Annotated in this window: 15 protein-coding genes; all 15 read left to right on the top strand. The window is 35.1% G+C overall.

Annotation, left to right across the window (positions count from 1 at the left end; all coding sequences use genetic code 11):
* The first annotated feature begins 72 nt into the window (after window positions 1–72).
* The 15 genes from topA to CQ022_RS20920 all read left to right on the top strand — a co-directional run bounded on the left by topA (window position 73) and on the right by CQ022_RS20920 (window position 18,816).
* Entirely contained in the window at window positions 73–2,634 is a 2,562-nt protein-coding gene (gene topA, locus CQ022_RS20850) for a type I DNA topoisomerase (RefSeq protein ID WP_105684203.1), read from the top strand.
* A 163-nt stretch (window positions 2,635–2,797) separates the two neighbouring features.
* Complete coding sequence (locus tag CQ022_RS20855; protein ID WP_105684204.1) at window positions 2,798–4,258, top strand: T9SS type A sorting domain-containing protein; 1,461 nt, start codon at window positions 2,798–2,800, stop codon at window positions 4,256–4,258.
* A gap of 106 nt (window positions 4,259–4,364) precedes the next feature.
* Window positions 4,365–5,435 (top strand): formimidoylglutamase, encoded by a 1,071-nt coding sequence (locus tag CQ022_RS20860; protein WP_105684205.1) that lies wholly within the window; start codon window positions 4,365–4,367, stop codon window positions 5,433–5,435.
* A 3-nt stretch (window positions 5,436–5,438) separates the two neighbouring features.
* Window positions 5,439–6,440 carry a glycosyltransferase family 2 protein gene (locus CQ022_RS20865; protein ID WP_105684206.1) on the top strand — a complete coding sequence of 334 codons (1,002 nt, stop codon included), beginning with the start codon at window positions 5,439–5,441 and terminating at the stop codon, window positions 6,438–6,440.
* A gap of 112 nt (window positions 6,441–6,552) precedes the next feature.
* The gene (locus CQ022_RS20870) at window positions 6,553–7,671 is read left to right on the top strand and encodes a glycosyltransferase family 4 protein (RefSeq protein WP_105684207.1); all 1,119 of its coding nucleotides are present in this window, start codon (window positions 6,553–6,555) and stop codon (window positions 7,669–7,671) included.
* A 38-nt stretch (window positions 7,672–7,709) separates the two neighbouring features.
* Window positions 7,710–8,600 (top strand): polysaccharide biosynthesis/export family protein, encoded by an 891-nt coding sequence (locus tag CQ022_RS20875; RefSeq protein ID WP_105684208.1) that lies wholly within the window; start codon window positions 7,710–7,712, stop codon window positions 8,598–8,600.
* A 2-nt stretch (window positions 8,601–8,602) separates the two neighbouring features.
* Window positions 8,603–11,107 carry an exopolysaccharide transport family protein gene (locus tag CQ022_RS20880; protein ID WP_105684209.1) on the top strand — a complete coding sequence of 835 codons (2,505 nt, stop codon included), beginning with the start codon at window positions 8,603–8,605 and terminating at the stop codon, window positions 11,105–11,107.
* Window positions 11,108–11,320: 213 nt separating this feature from the next.
* A complete protein-coding gene (locus tag CQ022_RS20885) occupies window positions 11,321–12,211 on the top strand; it encodes a DUF6089 family protein (RefSeq protein WP_105684210.1) in 891 nt (296 codons plus the stop codon).
* A gap of 1 nt (window position 12,212) precedes the next feature.
* On the top strand, window positions 12,213–12,962 hold the full coding sequence (locus tag CQ022_RS20890) for an isoprenyl transferase (RefSeq protein ID WP_105684211.1): 750 nt from the start codon (window positions 12,213–12,215) through the stop codon (window positions 12,960–12,962).
* Between the two features lie 28 nt (window positions 12,963–12,990).
* A complete protein-coding gene (locus tag CQ022_RS20895) occupies window positions 12,991–15,525 on the top strand; it encodes an outer membrane protein assembly factor (protein ID WP_105684225.1) in 2,535 nt (844 codons plus the stop codon).
* 8 nt (window positions 15,526–15,533) lie between these two features.
* Entirely contained in the window at window positions 15,534–16,088 is a 555-nt protein-coding gene (locus CQ022_RS20900; RefSeq protein ID WP_105684226.1) for an OmpH family outer membrane protein, read from the top strand.
* A 65-nt stretch (window positions 16,089–16,153) separates the two neighbouring features.
* The gene (locus CQ022_RS20905) at window positions 16,154–16,657 is read left to right on the top strand and encodes an OmpH family outer membrane protein (protein ID WP_105684212.1); all 504 of its coding nucleotides are present in this window, start codon (window positions 16,154–16,156) and stop codon (window positions 16,655–16,657) included.
* Between the two features lie 70 nt (window positions 16,658–16,727).
* On the top strand, window positions 16,728–17,213 hold the full coding sequence (locus CQ022_RS20910; protein WP_105684213.1) for an acyl-CoA thioesterase: 486 nt from the start codon (window positions 16,728–16,730) through the stop codon (window positions 17,211–17,213).
* 33 nt (window positions 17,214–17,246) lie between these two features.
* Window positions 17,247–18,125, top strand: a complete 879-nt coding sequence (rfbD, locus tag CQ022_RS20915; protein ID WP_262497598.1) for a dTDP-4-dehydrorhamnose reductase — start codon at window positions 17,247–17,249, stop codon at window positions 18,123–18,125.
* A 79-nt stretch (window positions 18,126–18,204) separates the two neighbouring features.
* Window positions 18,205–18,816, top strand: a complete 612-nt coding sequence (locus tag CQ022_RS20920; protein WP_228421822.1) for a hypothetical protein — start codon at window positions 18,205–18,207, stop codon at window positions 18,814–18,816.
* Window positions 18,817–19,294: the final 478 nt, after the last annotated feature.

The following is a 19,294-nucleotide window of genomic DNA, read 5'->3' on the forward strand; positions in this document are numbered from 1 at the left end:
TGTTAAATTAAACCCGTTTAACAAAAAGTATATAATAAAAAAGCTTTACTTTTGCAAAAATTTTTAGTTAGAATGTCGAAAAATTTAGTAATCGTAGAGTCCCCGGCAAAAGCAAAAACTATTCAAAAATATCTAGGAAAGGATTTTGAAGTAAAATCCAGTTTCGGACATATCCGGGATCTTCCTAAAAAAGGAATGGGGATAGACCTTACTACATTCAGTCCTGATTACGAAGTTTCAGCAGACAAAAAGAAATTGGTAACCGAATTAAAGGCTGCCGTAAAGAAAGCTGATATGGTATGGCTTGCTTCCGATGAGGATCGCGAAGGAGAAGCTATTGCATGGCACCTTGCGGATGAATTGAAGCTGAAGCCTGAAAACAGAAAAAGAATTGTTTTCCACGAGATTACCAAAAACGCCATTCTAAAAGCAATTGACAATCCAAGAGATATTGATCAGAACTTAGTCAATGCCCAGCAGGCAAGAAGAGTGCTGGACAGAATCGTAGGTTTTGAAATGTCACCCGTTTTATGGAAAAAAGTAAAGCCGGGACTGTCTGCAGGTAGAGTACAGTCTGTAGCAGTGAGATTAATTGTTGAAAGAGAAAAAGAAATCCGTGAATTCAAGCCGAAAGCAAGCTTTAAACTTGACGGGATTTTCCTAAATAAAACAGAGCAGGAAATTGCTGCAAAGCTGAAAAAAGACTTTGAAAAAGAAGAAGAGGCAGAAAAATTCCTGGAGCAGGCGAAAACTACAGAATTTAAAGTTCTGAATGTAGAAACCAAGCCAGGTACACGTTCGGCTTCCGCTCCGTTTACAACTTCTACATTACAGCAGGAAGCTTCCTCAAGACTTGGATATAATGTAACCAATACCATGCGTCTGGCGCAGAGGCTTTACGAAGAAGGGTTTATTACCTATATGAGAACAGACTCCGTAAACCTTTCCCAGGAAGCCATTGAAGGTGCTAAAAAACAAATTGTATCAGAATACGGAGCAGAATATTCTTCTCCAAGAAACTATACCACAAAATCTGCTTCAGCACAGGAAGCGCACGAAGCGATCCGTCCTACGGATTTTGGCGTAAAAACTGTAGCTGATGCACAATTAAACAGACTGTATCAATTAATTTATAAAAGAACACTGGCTTCTCAGATGGCTAATGCCAAAATTGAAAAGACAGTGATCGAAATAGGAAATACATCATTGCCGCATCATTTTGAAGCACAGGGTGAGGTAATTATATTCGATGGTTTCCTGAAGGCTTACGGCATTGTAAAGACAGAGGATGAAGATGAAGAAAACAACGATAAACTGTTGCCGAAAGTAACTGTAGGAGAAATATTGAACTATAAAACAATTACTGCTACTGAAAAATTCACAAGACCAAGTGCAAGATATACTGAAGCCGGATTGGTGAGAAAACTTGAAGAATTAGGGATTGGGAGACCTTCTACTTATGCTCCTACCATTCAGACCATTCAGAACAGAGAGTATGTAGATAAAAGAGAAATCGAACCACATACCCGTGAAGTGATCAAAATGTCTTTAGTAAAAGATAAGATCAAAAAAGTAGTTCTTGAAGAAAAATTCGGAGGTGATAAAAATAAATTCATTCCTACAGATATTGGTGAAGTTGTCAATGACTTCTTAACAGATAACTTCAGAGAAATCCTTGACTACGGTTTCACAGCAAGGGTAGAAGAAAGTTTTGACGAAATTGCGAGTGGCGACCAGAAATGGAAGGAAATGATGACGAATTTCTACTCAAAATTTCACCCGAGAATTGAAGATGTAGAAGAAAATGCAGACCGTGCAACAGGAGATAGATTATTAGGAGTAGATCCAAAGACCGGTAAAAATGTTCATGCAAGAATCGGAAGATTTGGAGCAATGATCCAGATTGGAGAAACGGATGATGAGGAAAAACCAATCTTTGCTTCATTAATGACAGGCCAGAATATCGCAACTATTACTTTCGAAGAAGCAATGGAACTGTTCAAGTTGCCTTTTGATTTAAGTGAAGTTGACGGACATCCGGTTTCTGTAGGAGTAGGAAGATTTGGACCTTATGTTAAATGGGGAGAAACGTATATCAGTATTCCGAAAGGTGAAGATCCGCTTTCTGTAGATCAGAAACGTGCAGAGGAAATCATCAATGAAAAGAAAATTGCTGATGCTCCTATTGCAACATATAAAGGAGAACCTGTAACAAAAGGAACAGGAAGATTCGGACCATTTATCAAGTATAAAGATATTTTCGTGAACGTTCCAAAGAGATATGATTTTGAAAATCTTTCTCAAAGCGATATCAATGAACTGATTGATGCTAAACTGGAAAAAGAAGCCAACCGATACATCCAGCAGTGGGAAAAAGAAAAGATTTCCATTGAAAACGGAAGATGGGGACCTTTCATCAAGTTCGGAAAGGCTATGTTTAAAATTCCTAAGAAAGCTGACGATACAAAATATGATGCAGAGGAATTAAAAGAACTTTCTTTAGATGAGGTTAAAAAATGGATTACAGATCAGGATCCTAAAGCTTTTGCAGAAAAGAAAAAACCTGCAGCTAAAAAAGCTACTACAACAAAGAAAACAACAGCAGCAAAGAAACCAGCTGCCAAAAAGAAATAATATTTTATTAAATAGAAAGCCGTTGACAAATTGTTAACGGCTTTTTTATTAGATCCTAATTGTAAAGAAAATATTTCTCCCTTTATTTTCTCATTAAATTTTTAACTTTGGGAGCTTAAAAACTAATATAACAACCTGAAACATCATTTTAAAATTGAGTCTTATGTATAAAATTCTATCTATTTTAGGGCTTTTTATCACTTTGAATGCCTTTGCCCAGGAAAATCTGCTGGATACATCGTATGGTTTAAGCAGTGGATCTACTGATTTTGCATTTTATAATGGCAGTCAAATGTCTGGAGGACTGCAGATACAATCCACAACCCAACTTCCGGATGGAAAAATTTTAGCGGTAGGCAGTAACTTTATTGCCCGTTTTACCGCCAATGGAGTGTTAGATACTTCTTTTTCCAATGGGACTGGATATAAACTTTTCTCTCAGGGATATTATGGTAAGATAAAACCTGCAGGAGATGGCAATTATATTATCATGGATGTTGGGTATGGGGCTGTTCAGAAAATAGATGAAAATGGAAATTTTGTAAATAGCTTTACTCCGTTTAATCTGTCCGCATCCTATGCTGACATAGATATTGATCAGAATGGCAAAATTTATCTTCTGAAATATACCACTTCCAACGCCGGTTCAGATTTTAGCCTTGCACGTTTTTTACCAAACGGAACTCCGGACACTTCTTTTGGAAACGGAGGAACGCTTGCTTTAGGTCTTGCTTATAAATACAGGAGGGTTATTGTAAAAAATAACAATGAAATATTTATAGCAGGTCAGAAAATGGTGGCGGTGAGTGATCAGAGAATCGTTATTACAAAACTTCAGTCTGACGGAAGCCTTGATCCTTCTTTTGGAAATGCGGGAACTTTCCAGTATTCCTATGGTCAGAATATAGATGGGAGTGCTCACCTTATGTTTCTGGATAATGGGAAAATCTTAGGATTTACTTCCGGGAGTATTTGTAATGGGAATAATTGTTTTGGACTTGTTACGTATCGTTTGAATGCAGACGGAACTTTAGATACTACATTTAAAAATACAGGAATAATTGTTACTCCTGTTCAGTCTGATTCAACCCCGATAAAGGTGGCGCGTCTTGCAGACAATACATTTATGGTTTCAGGAACAGGCTGGTACAATACCTATGCTTTGAAGATGGATGAAAATGGCGATCTGGATAATTCCTTTGGGCTAAACGGTAAAATTATTACTCCGCAAATGCTGAACAAGAATGTATACAATAAAGGATTCGAATTGTATGGGAACTCCATTGTGCTATTTGGAATCTACTCTATTTGGTATGGATCGCAAACCAAATATGTAGGGACAGCCCGTAAATATTTTTTTAATGCAAGCAGTCTAAAAACTTCAGAAGTAGCATTGAATAGCGTGAAGCTCTACCCAAATCCGGTTAAGGATTTTCTACATATTACTTCCAGTGAAAAAATAATGAGCTATGACATCTACGATACAAATGGACGAGTTGTATTGCATCTGGAACCTAATCAATTACAGGATAAAATTAATTTAAGTAATCTGTCATCGGGTGTTTATTTTATTGATATTCAGATGGTAAAAGAAAGAGTGGTGTCAAAATTTATAAAAAATTAACTAAGAAATAATTCTATATCTTACTAAAAGTCTTCTTCAAGGAAGGCTTTTTTTGTATGTTTGTTACATCAAGCAGTTAATCAATTATTACATTTCAAATTAAAATATGGATTTCGAAGACTTTATCATTTCACCAAGAAATTTCAAAACAGAAAGCTGGCAGATAGGAAGTCGGATTACTAAGGATATCAAGGAAGATAGTATTGTTCTTTTATTTGTATCAGACTACAGAGGCGCAGGCGGAGATGCAGAAGTACAGGATTTTACAGCAGTAAGAAAAGAATTTTATAAGCTTTCTCAGATGGACTTCGAAATTCCTGTTGTAGATCTTGGGGATTTGGTTTCCGGGAAATCCGTGCAGGATACTCACTATATCTTGCAGGAAGTGCTGTCGGCATGTCATTATAAAAGAGCTATTCCCGTGATTATTGGAGGGTCCAATGATTTTGCTTTTTCATTATTTTCAGCATTGAATTTTCACAAGAAAAGCATCAATTATACCCAGATCAGTAATATTATTTCTCTTCAGCAAGGAGAAACAATCAATGAACATACTTTTTTAAGTAAGATTTTTGGGGCGAAGAATTTTTCCATTAAAAATTATCATCATCTGGGGTATCAGAAACATTTAAATGAAATGGATTCTGTAAGACTCATCAAAGAAGTAGAGTTTGATATTATCCGACTGGCTGAAATGATGAATTCCACAGAAAAAACAGAACCTTTCTTCAGGAAAGCAGATCTTGTTACCGTAAATTGTGATGCTATTGAAAGCTTTAGCGAACCTTTTTCCATGAACCCACAGGTAAATGGGTTGAACAGAAGAGAAATCTGCGCCTACATGAAAGAAATCGGATTGAGTGAAAACCTTAAATCTGTAGGGATTTTTAATTATAATATTTACTCGGAAAACCAACTGAATCATCAGCTTTTAGCACAGATGCTGTGGTATCTGATTGAAGGAATCAATATCCAGCATTCCCATCCGAAAGAAAGACATTATGAGCTGTTCTATGTTTTGATAGATGACAGACAATATGCATTCAGACGGGATACTTTCAGTAATTTATGGTATTTTGGTGATGATGAAAATATAGAAAACTGCATTCCATGTTCCAGAAAAGATTTTGATGAAGCTAAAAAAGGCTGGCTGAATGCAAGACTGACGAAAATTTAATGTATGACAAATGTTCCCTCAAGAGTATCCATTATCGTTCCCGTTTATAATGTTGAAAATTATCTGACACAATGCCTTGATTCTCTGGTGAAGCAGAGTCTCTCTGATATTGAGATTATTGTAGTGAACGATGGGAGTAAGGATAACTCTGAAAAAATAATTAAAGAATTTGCACACCAATATCCTGAAAAAATAAAAGCTTTTACCAAAGAAAATGGAGGTTTAAGCGATGCCCGTAATTTTGGGATTGACAGAGCTGCCGGTGATTACATCGGTTTTGTAGACAGTGATGACTATGTCACCGAAACCATGTTCGAGGAAATGTTTCTTTTAGCCGAGAAGCATCGGGCCAAAATGGTCATCTGTAATATCCAGAAAGTGGATGAGAACGGAAAGATTATTCAAAAACTGACTCAGCTTCCCAATATGCCGGAGAAGATAGCCCTTGAAGATAACTTTTCAGTATTTTCGGATATCAGCTACTTTGCCTGCAATAAATTATTCAAAAAAGAACTTTTTAATCAGAGAAGATTTAAAAAAGGGGTTCATTTTGAAGATATTCAGCTTATTCCACAGCTTTTGCTGGAATGTGAAACCATTGCGCAGACTCAGAAGTTCCATTATCAGTACCTCGAACGTACCGATTCTATTACAAAAACCCACACAGAAAAAGGACTTGATATCCTAAAAGCGGTGTCTGATGTAGAGAAAGTATTCCGAGAATCCCCCTATTCCCACAAAAATAAAGAATTGAAAAATTTTCAGATTTTTGAAGGAATTTACTCGTTTTTGGCCTATCTGGCGTATGTCAAAAAAGAAGAATTATTCTACAGTATGTCTGATCAGTTAGTCCTTTTTATGAAGGAAAGACAAATAAAAATTCAAGATATATTGAAGTATAGTCGTTTTGGTAAGAATTATCTTTTATCTTTGCCTTTGAAGAAAAAGATTTTTTATCTGTTATTTTTTGCCGGACAGAAAAGATTGATAAGAAAATTGATTTAGTAAACACAAATGTAAGTACTATTGTTTCGGTCAATAGAAAATGATAATGAAGTTCTTATACGTTCTGTTATGGTTTTTTATTTAGGAGATACAAGTGCTGAATAAGAAGAAAATGAAAAATTTTGAATTGTTCTTAAGCGGATCGGGAATACCTATTTTCTATATAAAAATAGGACTGGGTTTCGTGTTCTCCTTTTTAATTACTTTTTTTTCTATTCCTACCATTGTCAAGATTTCTAGAAGAAAGAATCTGATGGATGAGCCTGGAATAAGAAGCTCTCACCTTAGAGAAATTCCCAACCTGGGAGGAATTGCCATCTTTTATTCTATAGGAATCTGTGCCTCAATTTTTGCCTATGAATTATTTGATCTCTATAAATTCTTATTTGCCTCATTGATTATCCTGCTTTATGTAGGAGTAATGGATGATATTGTTGTCATGAGAGCCTACAAAAAACTTGTTGCACAAATTGTGGTGTCTTCATTGGTGGTTATTGGCTCAGATATTAGAATCAGAAGCTTATTTGGAATATTTGGCGTATATGAACTGGAGTATTTTGTAAGTGTGATTTTCAGTATTGTAACGTTTATTATTCTGATTAATGCATTCAACCTGATTGATGGAATAGATGGATTGGCAGGAGGATATTCTGTTATCTGCAGCGCTTTATTCGGGATCAGCTATTACCGTTTAGGAGAATATAATTATCCGCTGGTTGTGCTATCCATTATTATTATTGGAACAGTACTGGCATTTTTATATTACAATTTATCAAATTACAGGAATCGTAAAATATTTATGGGCGATACAGGTTCTATGCTGCTGGGCTTTTTATTAGCTTTTACCTCCATTTGTTTTATCGATATTTTTATCGATAAAAAACTGATAGATGTTCCAAGATATCACCTTCAGTCTGCTCCTGTGGTAGCAGTAGCCATTTTGATTCTTCCGATTGTAGATACATTAAATGTGATCATGGTAAGGCTTTATAACAAAAAATCGCCATTTGATGCTGATAAAAACCATATTCATCATAAGCTGCTAAAATTGAATCTTACCCATCGAAGATCTACTTTTTATATTATTCTTTTCTATTTAATGATTGTAGGAGTAGCTTATTATTTAAGACACATTGATATCAATCTTTTATTACTGGTGATTGTCTCACTGGGTTTTTTTGGTGCTTATTTACCAGATTTGCTATATCGATTAAGAAATAACAAAAATTAACAATTAAATATTACTTTTGTAAACAATATTATATATATATGATGAAAAACTTTAAATATTTATTTTTAATATTCCCTCTTTTAGTTACCTCATGTATTACAACAAAGGATGTCAGATATCTGCAGCCCAGTGAGAGTCTCGTAATTAATGAAGAAGGTCTTGTTCCCTACAACATCCCTGTGTACAGGATTACCAAAAATGATATCCTTAACCTTAATATTGTGACCACTCCAAAAGGAGATGCCGCACAGTTTTATTCATCTTACAATTCCTCGGGGGGAATTGGAGCAGGAACTGGAACTGCAATAAGTCCCGCCATGTCAGGTGGTGGTTCTGCAGGAGGAGCAATAGGTTCTAATTCTGGTGCAAGCAGAGGAGGAAATATGAATTTTTATTTTAATGGACTGAAAGTTGACACCAATGGGGATGTCAATGTCTTTGGAATTGGATATGTAAAAGCGGAAGGAAGAACATTAGAAGATATCAGAAAAGAAATTCAGGAAAAAGTAAATGAAAATTTCCAGGAAGGGAAATCTGAGGTGCGACTGAATACGGACGGGATTACTTATTATATTCTTGGTGACGTAGAAACTACAGGACTTTCAGGAGAGAAAGTTGCCCATAAAAATACCCTTACCATTACTGAAGCTTTAGCCATTAATGGAGGACTGAACAGAACGATCGACAAGAAAGAGATCGTGATCCACAGAAAACTTCCCGAAGGAATCAAAATTGCTAAAATAGATCTTACCCGCGAAGATCTTATGAATTCTCCTTTCTATTATGTACAGAACGGGGATGAAATCTACCTGAACACAAGAGCAAAAAGCTTGAATGGATTCGGAAAAGATCCTATCCAGACTTTAACGACAGGAGTTTCGGTAATTACTACGGCATTGTCTATTTATTTACTTCTTAAAAATCTTTAGTCATGATTCCAGAAAGAGTAACCGCTACAGAGAAGAATAATTCTCAGAAAGAAAAGTATGGATCGTTTGCGTTATTTGATTTAGAGCACTTTTTAAGAAGAATCCTTAAAAACTGGTACTGGTTTGTATTTATGTTTCTTATCGGATATGCTCTTGCATGGGGATACAGTAAATACTATGCACAAAATATTTATGCATCAGATTTGTCATTAAGTACTTCCAGTAAAGCATCTGAATATTTACCCACACAGGCTAATCAATCCATCAACTTCATCTGGGGAGATAATGGAAATCAGGATGGGATTTATCTGAAGAAAATGCTTTTATCAAGATCACACAACGAATTTTTGGTGAAAGAACTGGATCTTTTTGTCAATTATTCTACTAAGGGACTGATAAAATCCACTTACCTTGATAAAGATGATTCACCGGTCTTTCTTCAGATTGATAAAAAACATCTTCAACAGATTAATTATCCTATTACCCTGATACCAAAAGGGGATGGAGCGTATCAAGTGGTTTTACCGGAAGAAGGAGAATCCACAAACCTGTATAGTTATGAGTTAGAAGGTTTTCAAAGTATCAATCCATACAGCAGACCTACTGATAAAATCATTAAAATCAATGAGTGGTACAATTCTCCTAACCTGAGATTCAGACTTCTTAAAAATCCTGTTCCTGCTAAAATCCAGTTGGATAATATCATTGTAAACCTGAATTCGGTCAATGAGAGTGTTAATGAAATTGTTTCCACTACAGGCGTTGATTTTGATAAAGAAATCAGATCCATTATGATTATTACCAAAAAAGGATATAATCTTAACGGGACGGTTAATTTCCTAAATAAATCTGTTGCAGAACTACAAAAAAAGAGATTAGCAGATAAAAATATTGTTAATAAGAATACAGACGTCTTTTTAAAAGACAACCTGGATAATATCCGTAAAAAGCTGGATTCAAGTGCGAACGTACTGAATTATTTAAAAACTTCGGAAAAGCTTTATAACATTAAAGACCGAGATGAAAAATCTCTGGAGAAAATAAAAGAGCTGGAAGCTAAAAAAGCAGATATCATAAGCAAAATCAACTCTCTAAACAATATTAAAAATACCCTGCAGTCTCAAAATTTTGATAAAATGATTGGGACCAATGCAGCAGGTTTTGAAGATGGTTTGTTTTCAGCAACGGTTTCTGAACTTAAAGCTCTGTATATCAAAAAAGCAGAAATGGCTTCTATTTATAAACCGTCATCAGAGCCGATGAGAGAAATCAACAGGCTTATTGATGAGGCAAGAATGGGATCATCCAACAGCTTAAGAGGATATTATAACAGATATTATGATGAAATCAATAAAATTGATCATGATATTTCAGGAGCCAACTCAGATTTAGCTTCTTATCCTGAAAAAGAAAGAAAGTATCTGGACGCTGAGAGAGGATATAATATGATTGAGGCCACTTACAATAGCCTTTTGGGAAGACAGAGTGATACTAAGATGAGAATGGCAACCAATCAATCTGATATTACAGTGATTGACCCTGCTAAAAATTTGGGGCAAAGAGCTATAGGACCTAATGTGAAATTAGCGAAAACGGCCATTATTTCCGGACTGTTGTTGCTTCCATTATTGTTTATCTTTATTGGTGAAGTGTTTGATAGTAAAATCAGAAATATCAAAGAACTCTTAGGCGCTACGAAAATTCCACTTCTTGGGGTAATAGGAAATAACAGCAATGAAAATATGCTTACCGTTCTGGAGCAGCCGAAATCATCTGTATCAGAGGCCTTCAGGGGAATAAGAGCCAATATGAGATTCTTGATGGATAATGAAAGTGAAAAAGGTAAAGTTATTTTGATTACATCATCCATTGGTGGAGAAGGAAAAACTTATATTTCTATCAATCTGGCATCTGTAATAGGATTAAGTGATAAAAAAACAATCCTATTAGGAATGGACCTTAGAAAGCCAAAAATCTTTGGAGATTTTAAAATTGATAACAAATACGGTATTTCAAACTACCTTACAGGGGAAGTAGATATTGACCAGATTATTAATAAAACCAAGATTCCTAATCTTGATGTTGCTACTTCAGGTCCTATCCCGCCAAACCCTTCTGAACTTTTAATGAGCCAGAGAAATATCAGGTTTATAGAAGAACTTAAAGAAAAATATGATTTCATTATTATAGATTCGCCACCTGTAGGTCTTGTGGCTGATTCATATGAACTCATGAAGCATTCTGATGCTAATATCTATGTAGTTCGTCATGAATATACAGAAAAATATATGCTGAAAATGATTACTGAAAAGTATCATAATGATGAAGTTAATAATTTAGGGCTTGTTTATAATGACTATAATACAAAACAAGGTTACGGATATGGCTACGGTTATGGCTACGGATATGGCTATGGTTATGGTTATTTTGATGAAGATAAAAATTATAAAGAGCCGTTACTGATAAGGATCAGAAATAAAGTACAGGTATTATTCAACAAAAAATAAAGCATTAAACCCTCATTTAATGGGGGTTTTTTCATATTTAGGGTATTTTCATTCTATGAAAAAAAGAATATTTTTGCCACTTTGCCGTTTACTTTATAACAAATTATGTTTTTTTGTTTATTTTTAACTAAACATTAAGATTATCATTAATATAAAAATGTTTTATATTTGCAAAAATTAAATTTTAAAATAACCATAAATCCATATTCTTTTATGAATAAAAAATTATTGTTTAGCTTCCTTGCCTTCCTTGGAGTGGTAAGTGTTAAAGCACAAAGAAACGAATTGGGAGTTCGTCTAGGTATGAGTAACCTAGTGGGAGATGTAGGAAGGACAAATTATATTTTACAGAAGCCGTTGGATTTAAGCAGAGCGTCAGATTGGGGCATCCCATTTTATGGTGGTTTATTATACAGATTTAATTTTAACCCGCATCAGACTGTTAGATTGGATTTAGGATATAACCAGATTCAGTTTAGTGATAAAGCGGCGAAAGAAGATTATAGAAGAAATAGAAACTCATACGGAAAAAATAATGTGTATGAGGCGAGTTTAATGTTTGAATATAACTTTTTCCCTGTAAATAATGAGCAGATCAGCATGCTGAGCCCTTACATCTTCGGAGGTGTTGGTGCTTTGATGTTTGACGCTCCTAAAGCAACCCTTGTGAATGATTTCAGAAGAGATGCGGATGGTGTAGCACAGGCTCCAATCAATGAATTGGATTTTACCACTACAACAGACTATTCATTAGGGAAAAAAGTAACAATGCATATTCCTTTTGGTGTTGGTTTGAAGTATAAATTCAACCATTCATGGGCTATATTTGCAGAAGCTACATTCAGATATACATTGACGGATCAGTTGGATCACAGTAAGATCCTTTCCAAAGATGTAAAAACTTCTTTTAATGCTGATATTTTGGATCCTGCTACAGGTGGTTCATTATTACAGTCAGGGAACTACTATGCAGTTTCTAAAGAAAGAGAAGCAGAGTTTATTAAAAAGAGAAATATTGGAGATGACAGATCCAACGACTGGATAAATACTTTCAGTTTAGGACTGACATATTCGTTCGGAAGACCTCCATGTTATTGTGAATAATATGTCGTTGATAAAAGAAAAAATAAATTCTGAGAATTTACCAAAACACGTAGCCATCATTATGGATGGTAATGGAAGATGGGCAAAATCTCGTGGCGAAGAAAGAACCTTCGGTCACAAAAATGCCATTAATGCAGTAAGAAATGCCATTAATGCATGTAATGAGATTGATATCCCTTATTTAACACTGTATACATTCTCTTCAGAAAATTGGAATCGTCCAAGTGAAGAAGTGAATACCCTTATGAATCTGTTGGTAGAGACCCTGCTTCTGGAAGCAGAAGAGATCTTCAGCAAAGGATTAAGAATGCATGTTATAGGGAATCTTGAAAAGCTGCCTACATTAGTGAAAGAGCAGTTGGAACGTGTGGTAGAACTTACAAAAGAAAACACAAAAGGAAACCTTGTATTGGCTATAAGCTATGGCTCACAAAATGAAATACTGGAAGCTGTAAAAAATATAAGTTCTGATGTAAAAGAAGGAAAAGTAGAGATAGAAAATATTAACGAAAGTCTATTTGAAAACTATCTTTATACAAAAGATTTTCCTCCTGTAGATTTACTGATCAGAACCAGCGGCGAAATAAGGATAAGCAACTTCCTGCTTTGGCAGATTGCTTATGCAGAATTGCAGTTTTTAAATGTTCTGTGGCCGGATTTCACCAAAGACATTTTCTTCCAATGTATTGTTGATTATCAAAACAAAGAAAGAAGATATGGTTTAACCGGTGAGCAGGTAAATGGCCAATAAAATTTTAAGAAAAGAAAGACTCGATAAAATGAAGTTTAGACTATTACCCATCATTATGTTTGCTGCTTCTGCACATTTTTATGGACAAGTAACTCCACAAGACAGCACAAAAGTAAATAATGCTGTACATGCAGAAAATGAGGCAGGAACTTATACACTTAAAGACATCGTTGTAGATGGGGTAAAAAAATATACACCAGCTCAGATCTTAAGATTTACGGGCCTTACAAAAGGAGAGAGTGTAGACATTCCGGGACAGAAAATCAGTAACGCTGTAAAAAAGCTTTGGGATACCCAATCTTTTTCTGAAGTGGAAGTTTATGTTCAAAGCATTGAAGGACAGACGATCGTTCTGAAATTTTATCTGCAGGATCTGAAAGAACTTGGAGAAGTGAAATTTGCAGGAAAAGGAATCGGTAAATCTAAAAGTGAAAAACTGGCAAAGGATAACAATCTTAAACCAGGAACTAAGATCACTCAGAACTTGGTTTCAAGCCTTAAAACCAATGTCCCTAAAGACTACATTAAAAAAGGTTTTGCTGATGCTAAAATCACGATTCAGGATAAAGTAAATGCAGGAGACCCTGCTTTAGTAGACTGGACAATCAATGTAGATAAGGGTAAAAGAATTAAAATCGACCATATTGAATTTGAAGGAAATGAAAATGTAACCGACAGAAAGCTTAGAAATAATGCTTTCAAAGAAACGAAACAAAAACGTTTTGGGATCGGTGGTATTTTAAAATCCTCAAAATTCATTGAAGATAAATATCAGGAAGATAAACAAAGCCTTATCAGTTATTACAACTCCCTTGGATATAGAGATGCTAAAATCGTTTCTGATTCTGTATGGAGAAACAAAAGAAATAACTACGAAATCAACGTAAAACTTAACGAGGGTAAAAAATATTATATCGGGGACGTTACGTTCACGGGAAATACGGTATACGCTACAGAATATTTACAAAGATTATTAGGATATAAAAAAGGTGATATTTACGATGCTGTAGGATTCAACAAAAAAGTTGGTGAAGACGGAGGAAAAGAAGATGATTCAGATATCAAATCTGTTTACATGAACAATGGTTATCTTTTCTCCAATGTAACACCTGTTGAAAAATCAGTATCAGGAGATGCCGTAAACCTTGAAGTTAGAATTAACGAAGGAGAACAGGCTACCTGGAATAAAGTAACATGGCAGGGTAACACTACAACCCATGACCACGTGATTCTTAGAGCTTTAAGAACAAAGCCGGGAGAGTTATTCAAGAAAACGGAAATTAAAAGAACCTATTTCGATTTAGCAGGGATGTCATTCTTTGACCCTCAGCAGATCGGTCAGGATATTCAGCCCAATCAGGTGGATAATACTGTAGATATCAACTGGAAACTTGTAGAAAAAGGATCTTCTCAGGTTCAGTTACAGGCAGGTTACGGTGGTAACAGTTTTATCGGTACTTTAGGATTGACATTTAATAACTTCTCATTAAAGAACTTCCTTAAGTTTAAAGATTTCAAACCGGTGCCTCAGGGAGACGGGCAAACGTTCTCTATTCAGGTGCAGGCAGGACAGTACTTCCAGAACTACGGAGTATCATTTACAGAGCCTTGGTTATTTGGTACAAGACCAACAGCTCTTTCTGTAAGTTTGAACAACTCCAGAGTAAGATATACAGATCAGTATGGAGCTGCTCAGAAATTGAACATCTTCTCCGCTTCAGTAGGATTAAACAGACTATTGAACTGGCCGGATGATTATTTCTCACTTTACACCGGATTACAGTTCCAGAAGTATGACTTCAATAACTATCCATTCCAGTTTGGAGATACTACAGAAACAAATGGTACTGCCAATAACTTCAGTGTCAACCTTGGATTGAGCAGAAACTCTGCAGGTATTGACCCGATTTTCCCAACAATGGGATCCAATATTGAGCTTTCAGCAAAACTGACTCCTCCATACTCATTGTTTAAGAAGAAAGATTACTCCACCATGTCAGCTATTGACAAATATAAGTGGATGGAATTCTATAAAATCAAGTTTAAAGCAGATGTTTACAATGAAATCATTGGAAAATTGGTCTTGAGATCTTCTGCAGAAATGGGATTCATGGATGGATATAACAGCCAGTTGGGTGCTCCGCCATTTGAAAGATTCTACATGGGAGGTACAGGTCTTTTCGGAGGTAGATATGACGGTAGAGAATTAATCCCTTTAAGAGGTTATGAAAATGCAAGTACAGAAGGAGGACAGGCAGATGATATTACGCAGAAAGGTGGAGGTACAATCTATAACAGATTTACTTTAGAATTAAGATACCCAATCTCTATGAGCCAGACTGCTAAAATCTACGCTTTGACATTCGCTGAAGGTGGTAATGTATGGAATTCATGGAGTTCTTACAGCCCATTCCAGCTGAAAAGATCAGTCGGAGTCGGGGTAAGAGTTTATATGGGAGCATTTGGATTGATCGGATTCGACTTTGCACTTGGTCTTGATAAGACAATTTCAGGTGATAAGTCTGGATGGAGAAACCACTTCTTGATGAACCAAACATTATAATTACAAATATGAAGCACTTTAAAATAATTTTCACATTCGCATTCCTTTTGCTTTTTGGGTTAAACAATGCCCAGAAAATCGGAGTAGTGGATACGGATGAAATTTTGAATAAATTACCTCAGTATAAAGAAGCTGAAGCAAGATTAAACTCTCAGATCGACACCTGGGAATCTGAACTTCAAAATCTTCAGACTGAATATGAAAGAAAAAAAGCTGCTTTTGAAAGTGAAAAAGTTTTATTGATAGGTGACCAGCTTAAACTTAGAGAAAAAGAAGTTACAGACCTTGATAAAAATATTAAAACGACAACAAGCTTACGTTTTGGAGCTAACGGTGAGATCACAAAACTGAGAACAAATCTGGTTCAGCCTTTTCAGGATCAGATCTGGGGAGCTATCAAAACAATGTCCGAAAAAAATGGCTTGGGCATAGTTCTTGATAAAAGCAATAACATTAGTGTTATTTTCCTTCAGTCAAAATATGATTACACAGAAAAAGTATTGTCTATCCTGTTAAAAGGAACAGATAAGAAGGAAAAAACAAATAGCAAAGGAAAAAAATAATAAGAAAATTAACTTTTGCTATATTTTAAAATCTAAAAACAAATTAAATTATTTATTTACCAGTTATGAAAAAATTAAGTGTATTATTTGCAGCAGTAATGATGGTTGTATCTGTAGGTATGGCAAAAGCTCAAAAAATTGCTACTTTAGATGTAATGGGAGTTCTTAACGCTATGCCGGAGAAAAAGAAAGCAGATGCTGATCTTAAAACATTCTTAGATACAAAACAAGCTGAGATCAAGAAAAAAGCAGATGCTGCTCAAACTAAATATCAGCAATATCAAACAGAAGCTCCTAAGAAAACAGCTGACGAAAACACAGCAAGAGAGGCAGAAATGAAAAAATTAGCTGAAGAAATCCAGCAAATGCAGGACAAAGCTCAAAAAGATCTACAAGCTAAGCAAGATGTAGCTTTTGGTCCTATTGAGAAAAAGCTAAATGATGCAGTAGAAAAAGTAGCTAAAGCTAATGGATATGACTATATTATGGATGCAAACTCAACAGCATTCCTTTATAAAGCAGGACCAGACGCAACTGCAGCTGTGAAGAAAGAATTAGGAATTCAATAATTTCAGCAAATTAACAAAGATTTATAAAACTAACCACCTCTTTTAGAGGTGGTTTTTTTATTTTTGCGGAATGGAAAAAGAAGTATCAACTACGGTCAAAGTTAGGTTTAGTGACTGTGATCCGATCGGACATTTGAATAATGTAAAATATCTTGATTATATGTTCAATGCAAGAGAAGATCATGTAGAAACATTTTATGGGTTTACCTATGAAGAATATACCAAGAAAACCGGCTGTACCTGGATTGCCATTCAAAATGAAATAGCCTATTTAAAAGAAGTAAGGTATAACACACAGGTAGTCATCAGCAGCAAAACCATCGATGTACAGGATAGAACAGCAAAAGTTGAAATTCTGATGAAAAGTCTGGATGAAAAGACAATTCACGCTGTACTTTGGGTGACCGTGATCTATTTTAATGTTAAAACAAGAAAATCTGAAGTTCATCCTCAGGATATCAAAGAGATTTTTGATAAATTTTATGTAGATCTTATCCAAAAAGACTTCCAGTCAAGAGTGAAGTTCTTAAGATCTCAGAATGCCAAAAACTCTTAACCCCCATTTCTTATTGAAGGTTCCAACTTAAAAATTAATAATAAACAAATGAAAAAAATAGCAGTAATAGGTAGTAACGGACAATTAGGAAACTGCATAAAAAAAATAGCTCCTGACTTTGAACATCAATATGAATTCTTATTTACAGATTCATCCACTTTAGATGTTACCAATGAAGAGCAGGTGAATGATTTCTTTTATGATAACAAACCTGATTATTGCATCAACGCTTCTGCATACACAGCCGTTGATCTGGCAGAAAAAGAAAAGGAAAAAGCTTTTGCGGTAAATGCTGATGGAGTAGCTCACCTAGCTCAGGCATGTACAGATTATAAATCTGTTCTTATCCACGTTTCTACAGACTATGTTTTTGATGGGACAACCAATCTTCCGTACTCTGAAGATGACTTTACTAATCCGATAGGAGTATATGGAGCATCAAAAAGAGAAGGAGAGGAGCTTGCTCTGGAAATCAATCCAAAAACAATCATCCTGAGAACTTCATGGCTGTACTCTGAGTTTAATAAAAACTTTGTGAAAACAATGTTGAGCCTTTTCTCTCAGAAAGAGGAGTTGGGAATCGTTGCTGATCAGTTTGGACAACCAACCAATGCAAACGATTTGGCAGAAGCAATTATGGAGATCATCGAAGCTCCACAAAAGACCTATGGGATTTTCCACTTCTCAAACTATCCGGAGACAACCTGGTTTGAATTTGCCAAAAAAATTGCTGAATTTTCAAAATCATCAGTAAAATTAAATCCGTTGACAACCGAGCAGTATCCAACACCTGCCAAAAGACCTGTGAGAAGTACCATGTCTTTGGATAAAATAGAAGAAGTCTACAAAATAGAACCCAAACATTGGGAAAACAGTCTTGAAGAATGTGTTGATATACTTTCAAACTCATAATATATATATGTATATGAAAAATATTGCAATACTCTTTTCCGTATTATGTATCCAGCTGTGGAGTGCACAAAATGTTTATATGACGAAAGTCGAAAAAACAAATGACAACTCAGATAAATTCTTCTATAGGAAAGAATCCGCCGGAGATGCTGTTTATTTAGGAGAAGTAGAAGTACAGGGCTTTTCAAGAGATGATGCACTTGTCTTTTCCTCAGTATATAAAAAAGCAAAAGAAATTGGTGCCAATACATTTGAATTAAAACCCTTCGAAAATGTAGATGGTACCCCGCAGGCATTCAATGCTGCCAATTATAAAATTGCGTTATATTATACGCCTAAAGAAAAACTGGTAACTAAGCATGGAGAGATGTATATATTTGCTTCCTCTGAAAAAGATCAGAAAATAAGTATCAATCGTAAAGATTACACCATCTCTCCCAGATCATTTTTAAAATTAAAATTTATGCCGGGAGAAATCTATACCATCTCAACCAAGAAACTTTTAGGATCTACAGTAAAAGTTCAGCCAAAAGTCAATGATGATGATATTTATTTTCAGGTTTCCTCTTTAAAAGTGAAGCCGGATAACTCAGGAGTAGGAGGTTTAAACCTTAAATCCGGAGATATCATTGGTCTGGAGAAGTCTTATGCAGAATTTCTGAGCGTGATCTATAAAGAAAGCAAGCCTTAAATATCACTTATAATAACAATATTGCTGGTTTTACTTTATATGAATTTAAATTGAATGGATTTTGTTTAAAATTTTTCTCACTTTGTTTCAGCGGCTTAGGACTTAAATATGAACAGAAGGTAACATTTATGTTAAATAAAGTTGTTTTGCGTTGTTATAAGTTGTTATCTTTGCCCCACTGAAAAACGAGAGTAGCTCAGTAGCGCAGAAGAGCTTTTAGATAAGCAAAAACATTACAGTACTCCATAAGATGAGGCAAACAAAAAACTTTAATTTTTTTAATAGAAAAAAGTTGTGAGTTTAAAAAGAGTTTGTATCTTTGCAGTCCCAATTACAGGGAGCGCAGGAGTAGAGGACTTAAGGTTTCGGAGAGAATTAAGGTTACTTAAAAAACTTTAAATTTTTCTTTAAAACATTTGGTCATTAAGAAATAAAGTTTTACTTTTGCACTCGCAAATACGGAGCAACACTGACAGAA

The sequence above is a fragment of the Chryseobacterium culicis genome, assembly GCF_002979755.1.
GTDB lineage: Bacteria > Bacteroidota > Bacteroidia > Flavobacteriales > Weeksellaceae > Chryseobacterium > Chryseobacterium culicis_A.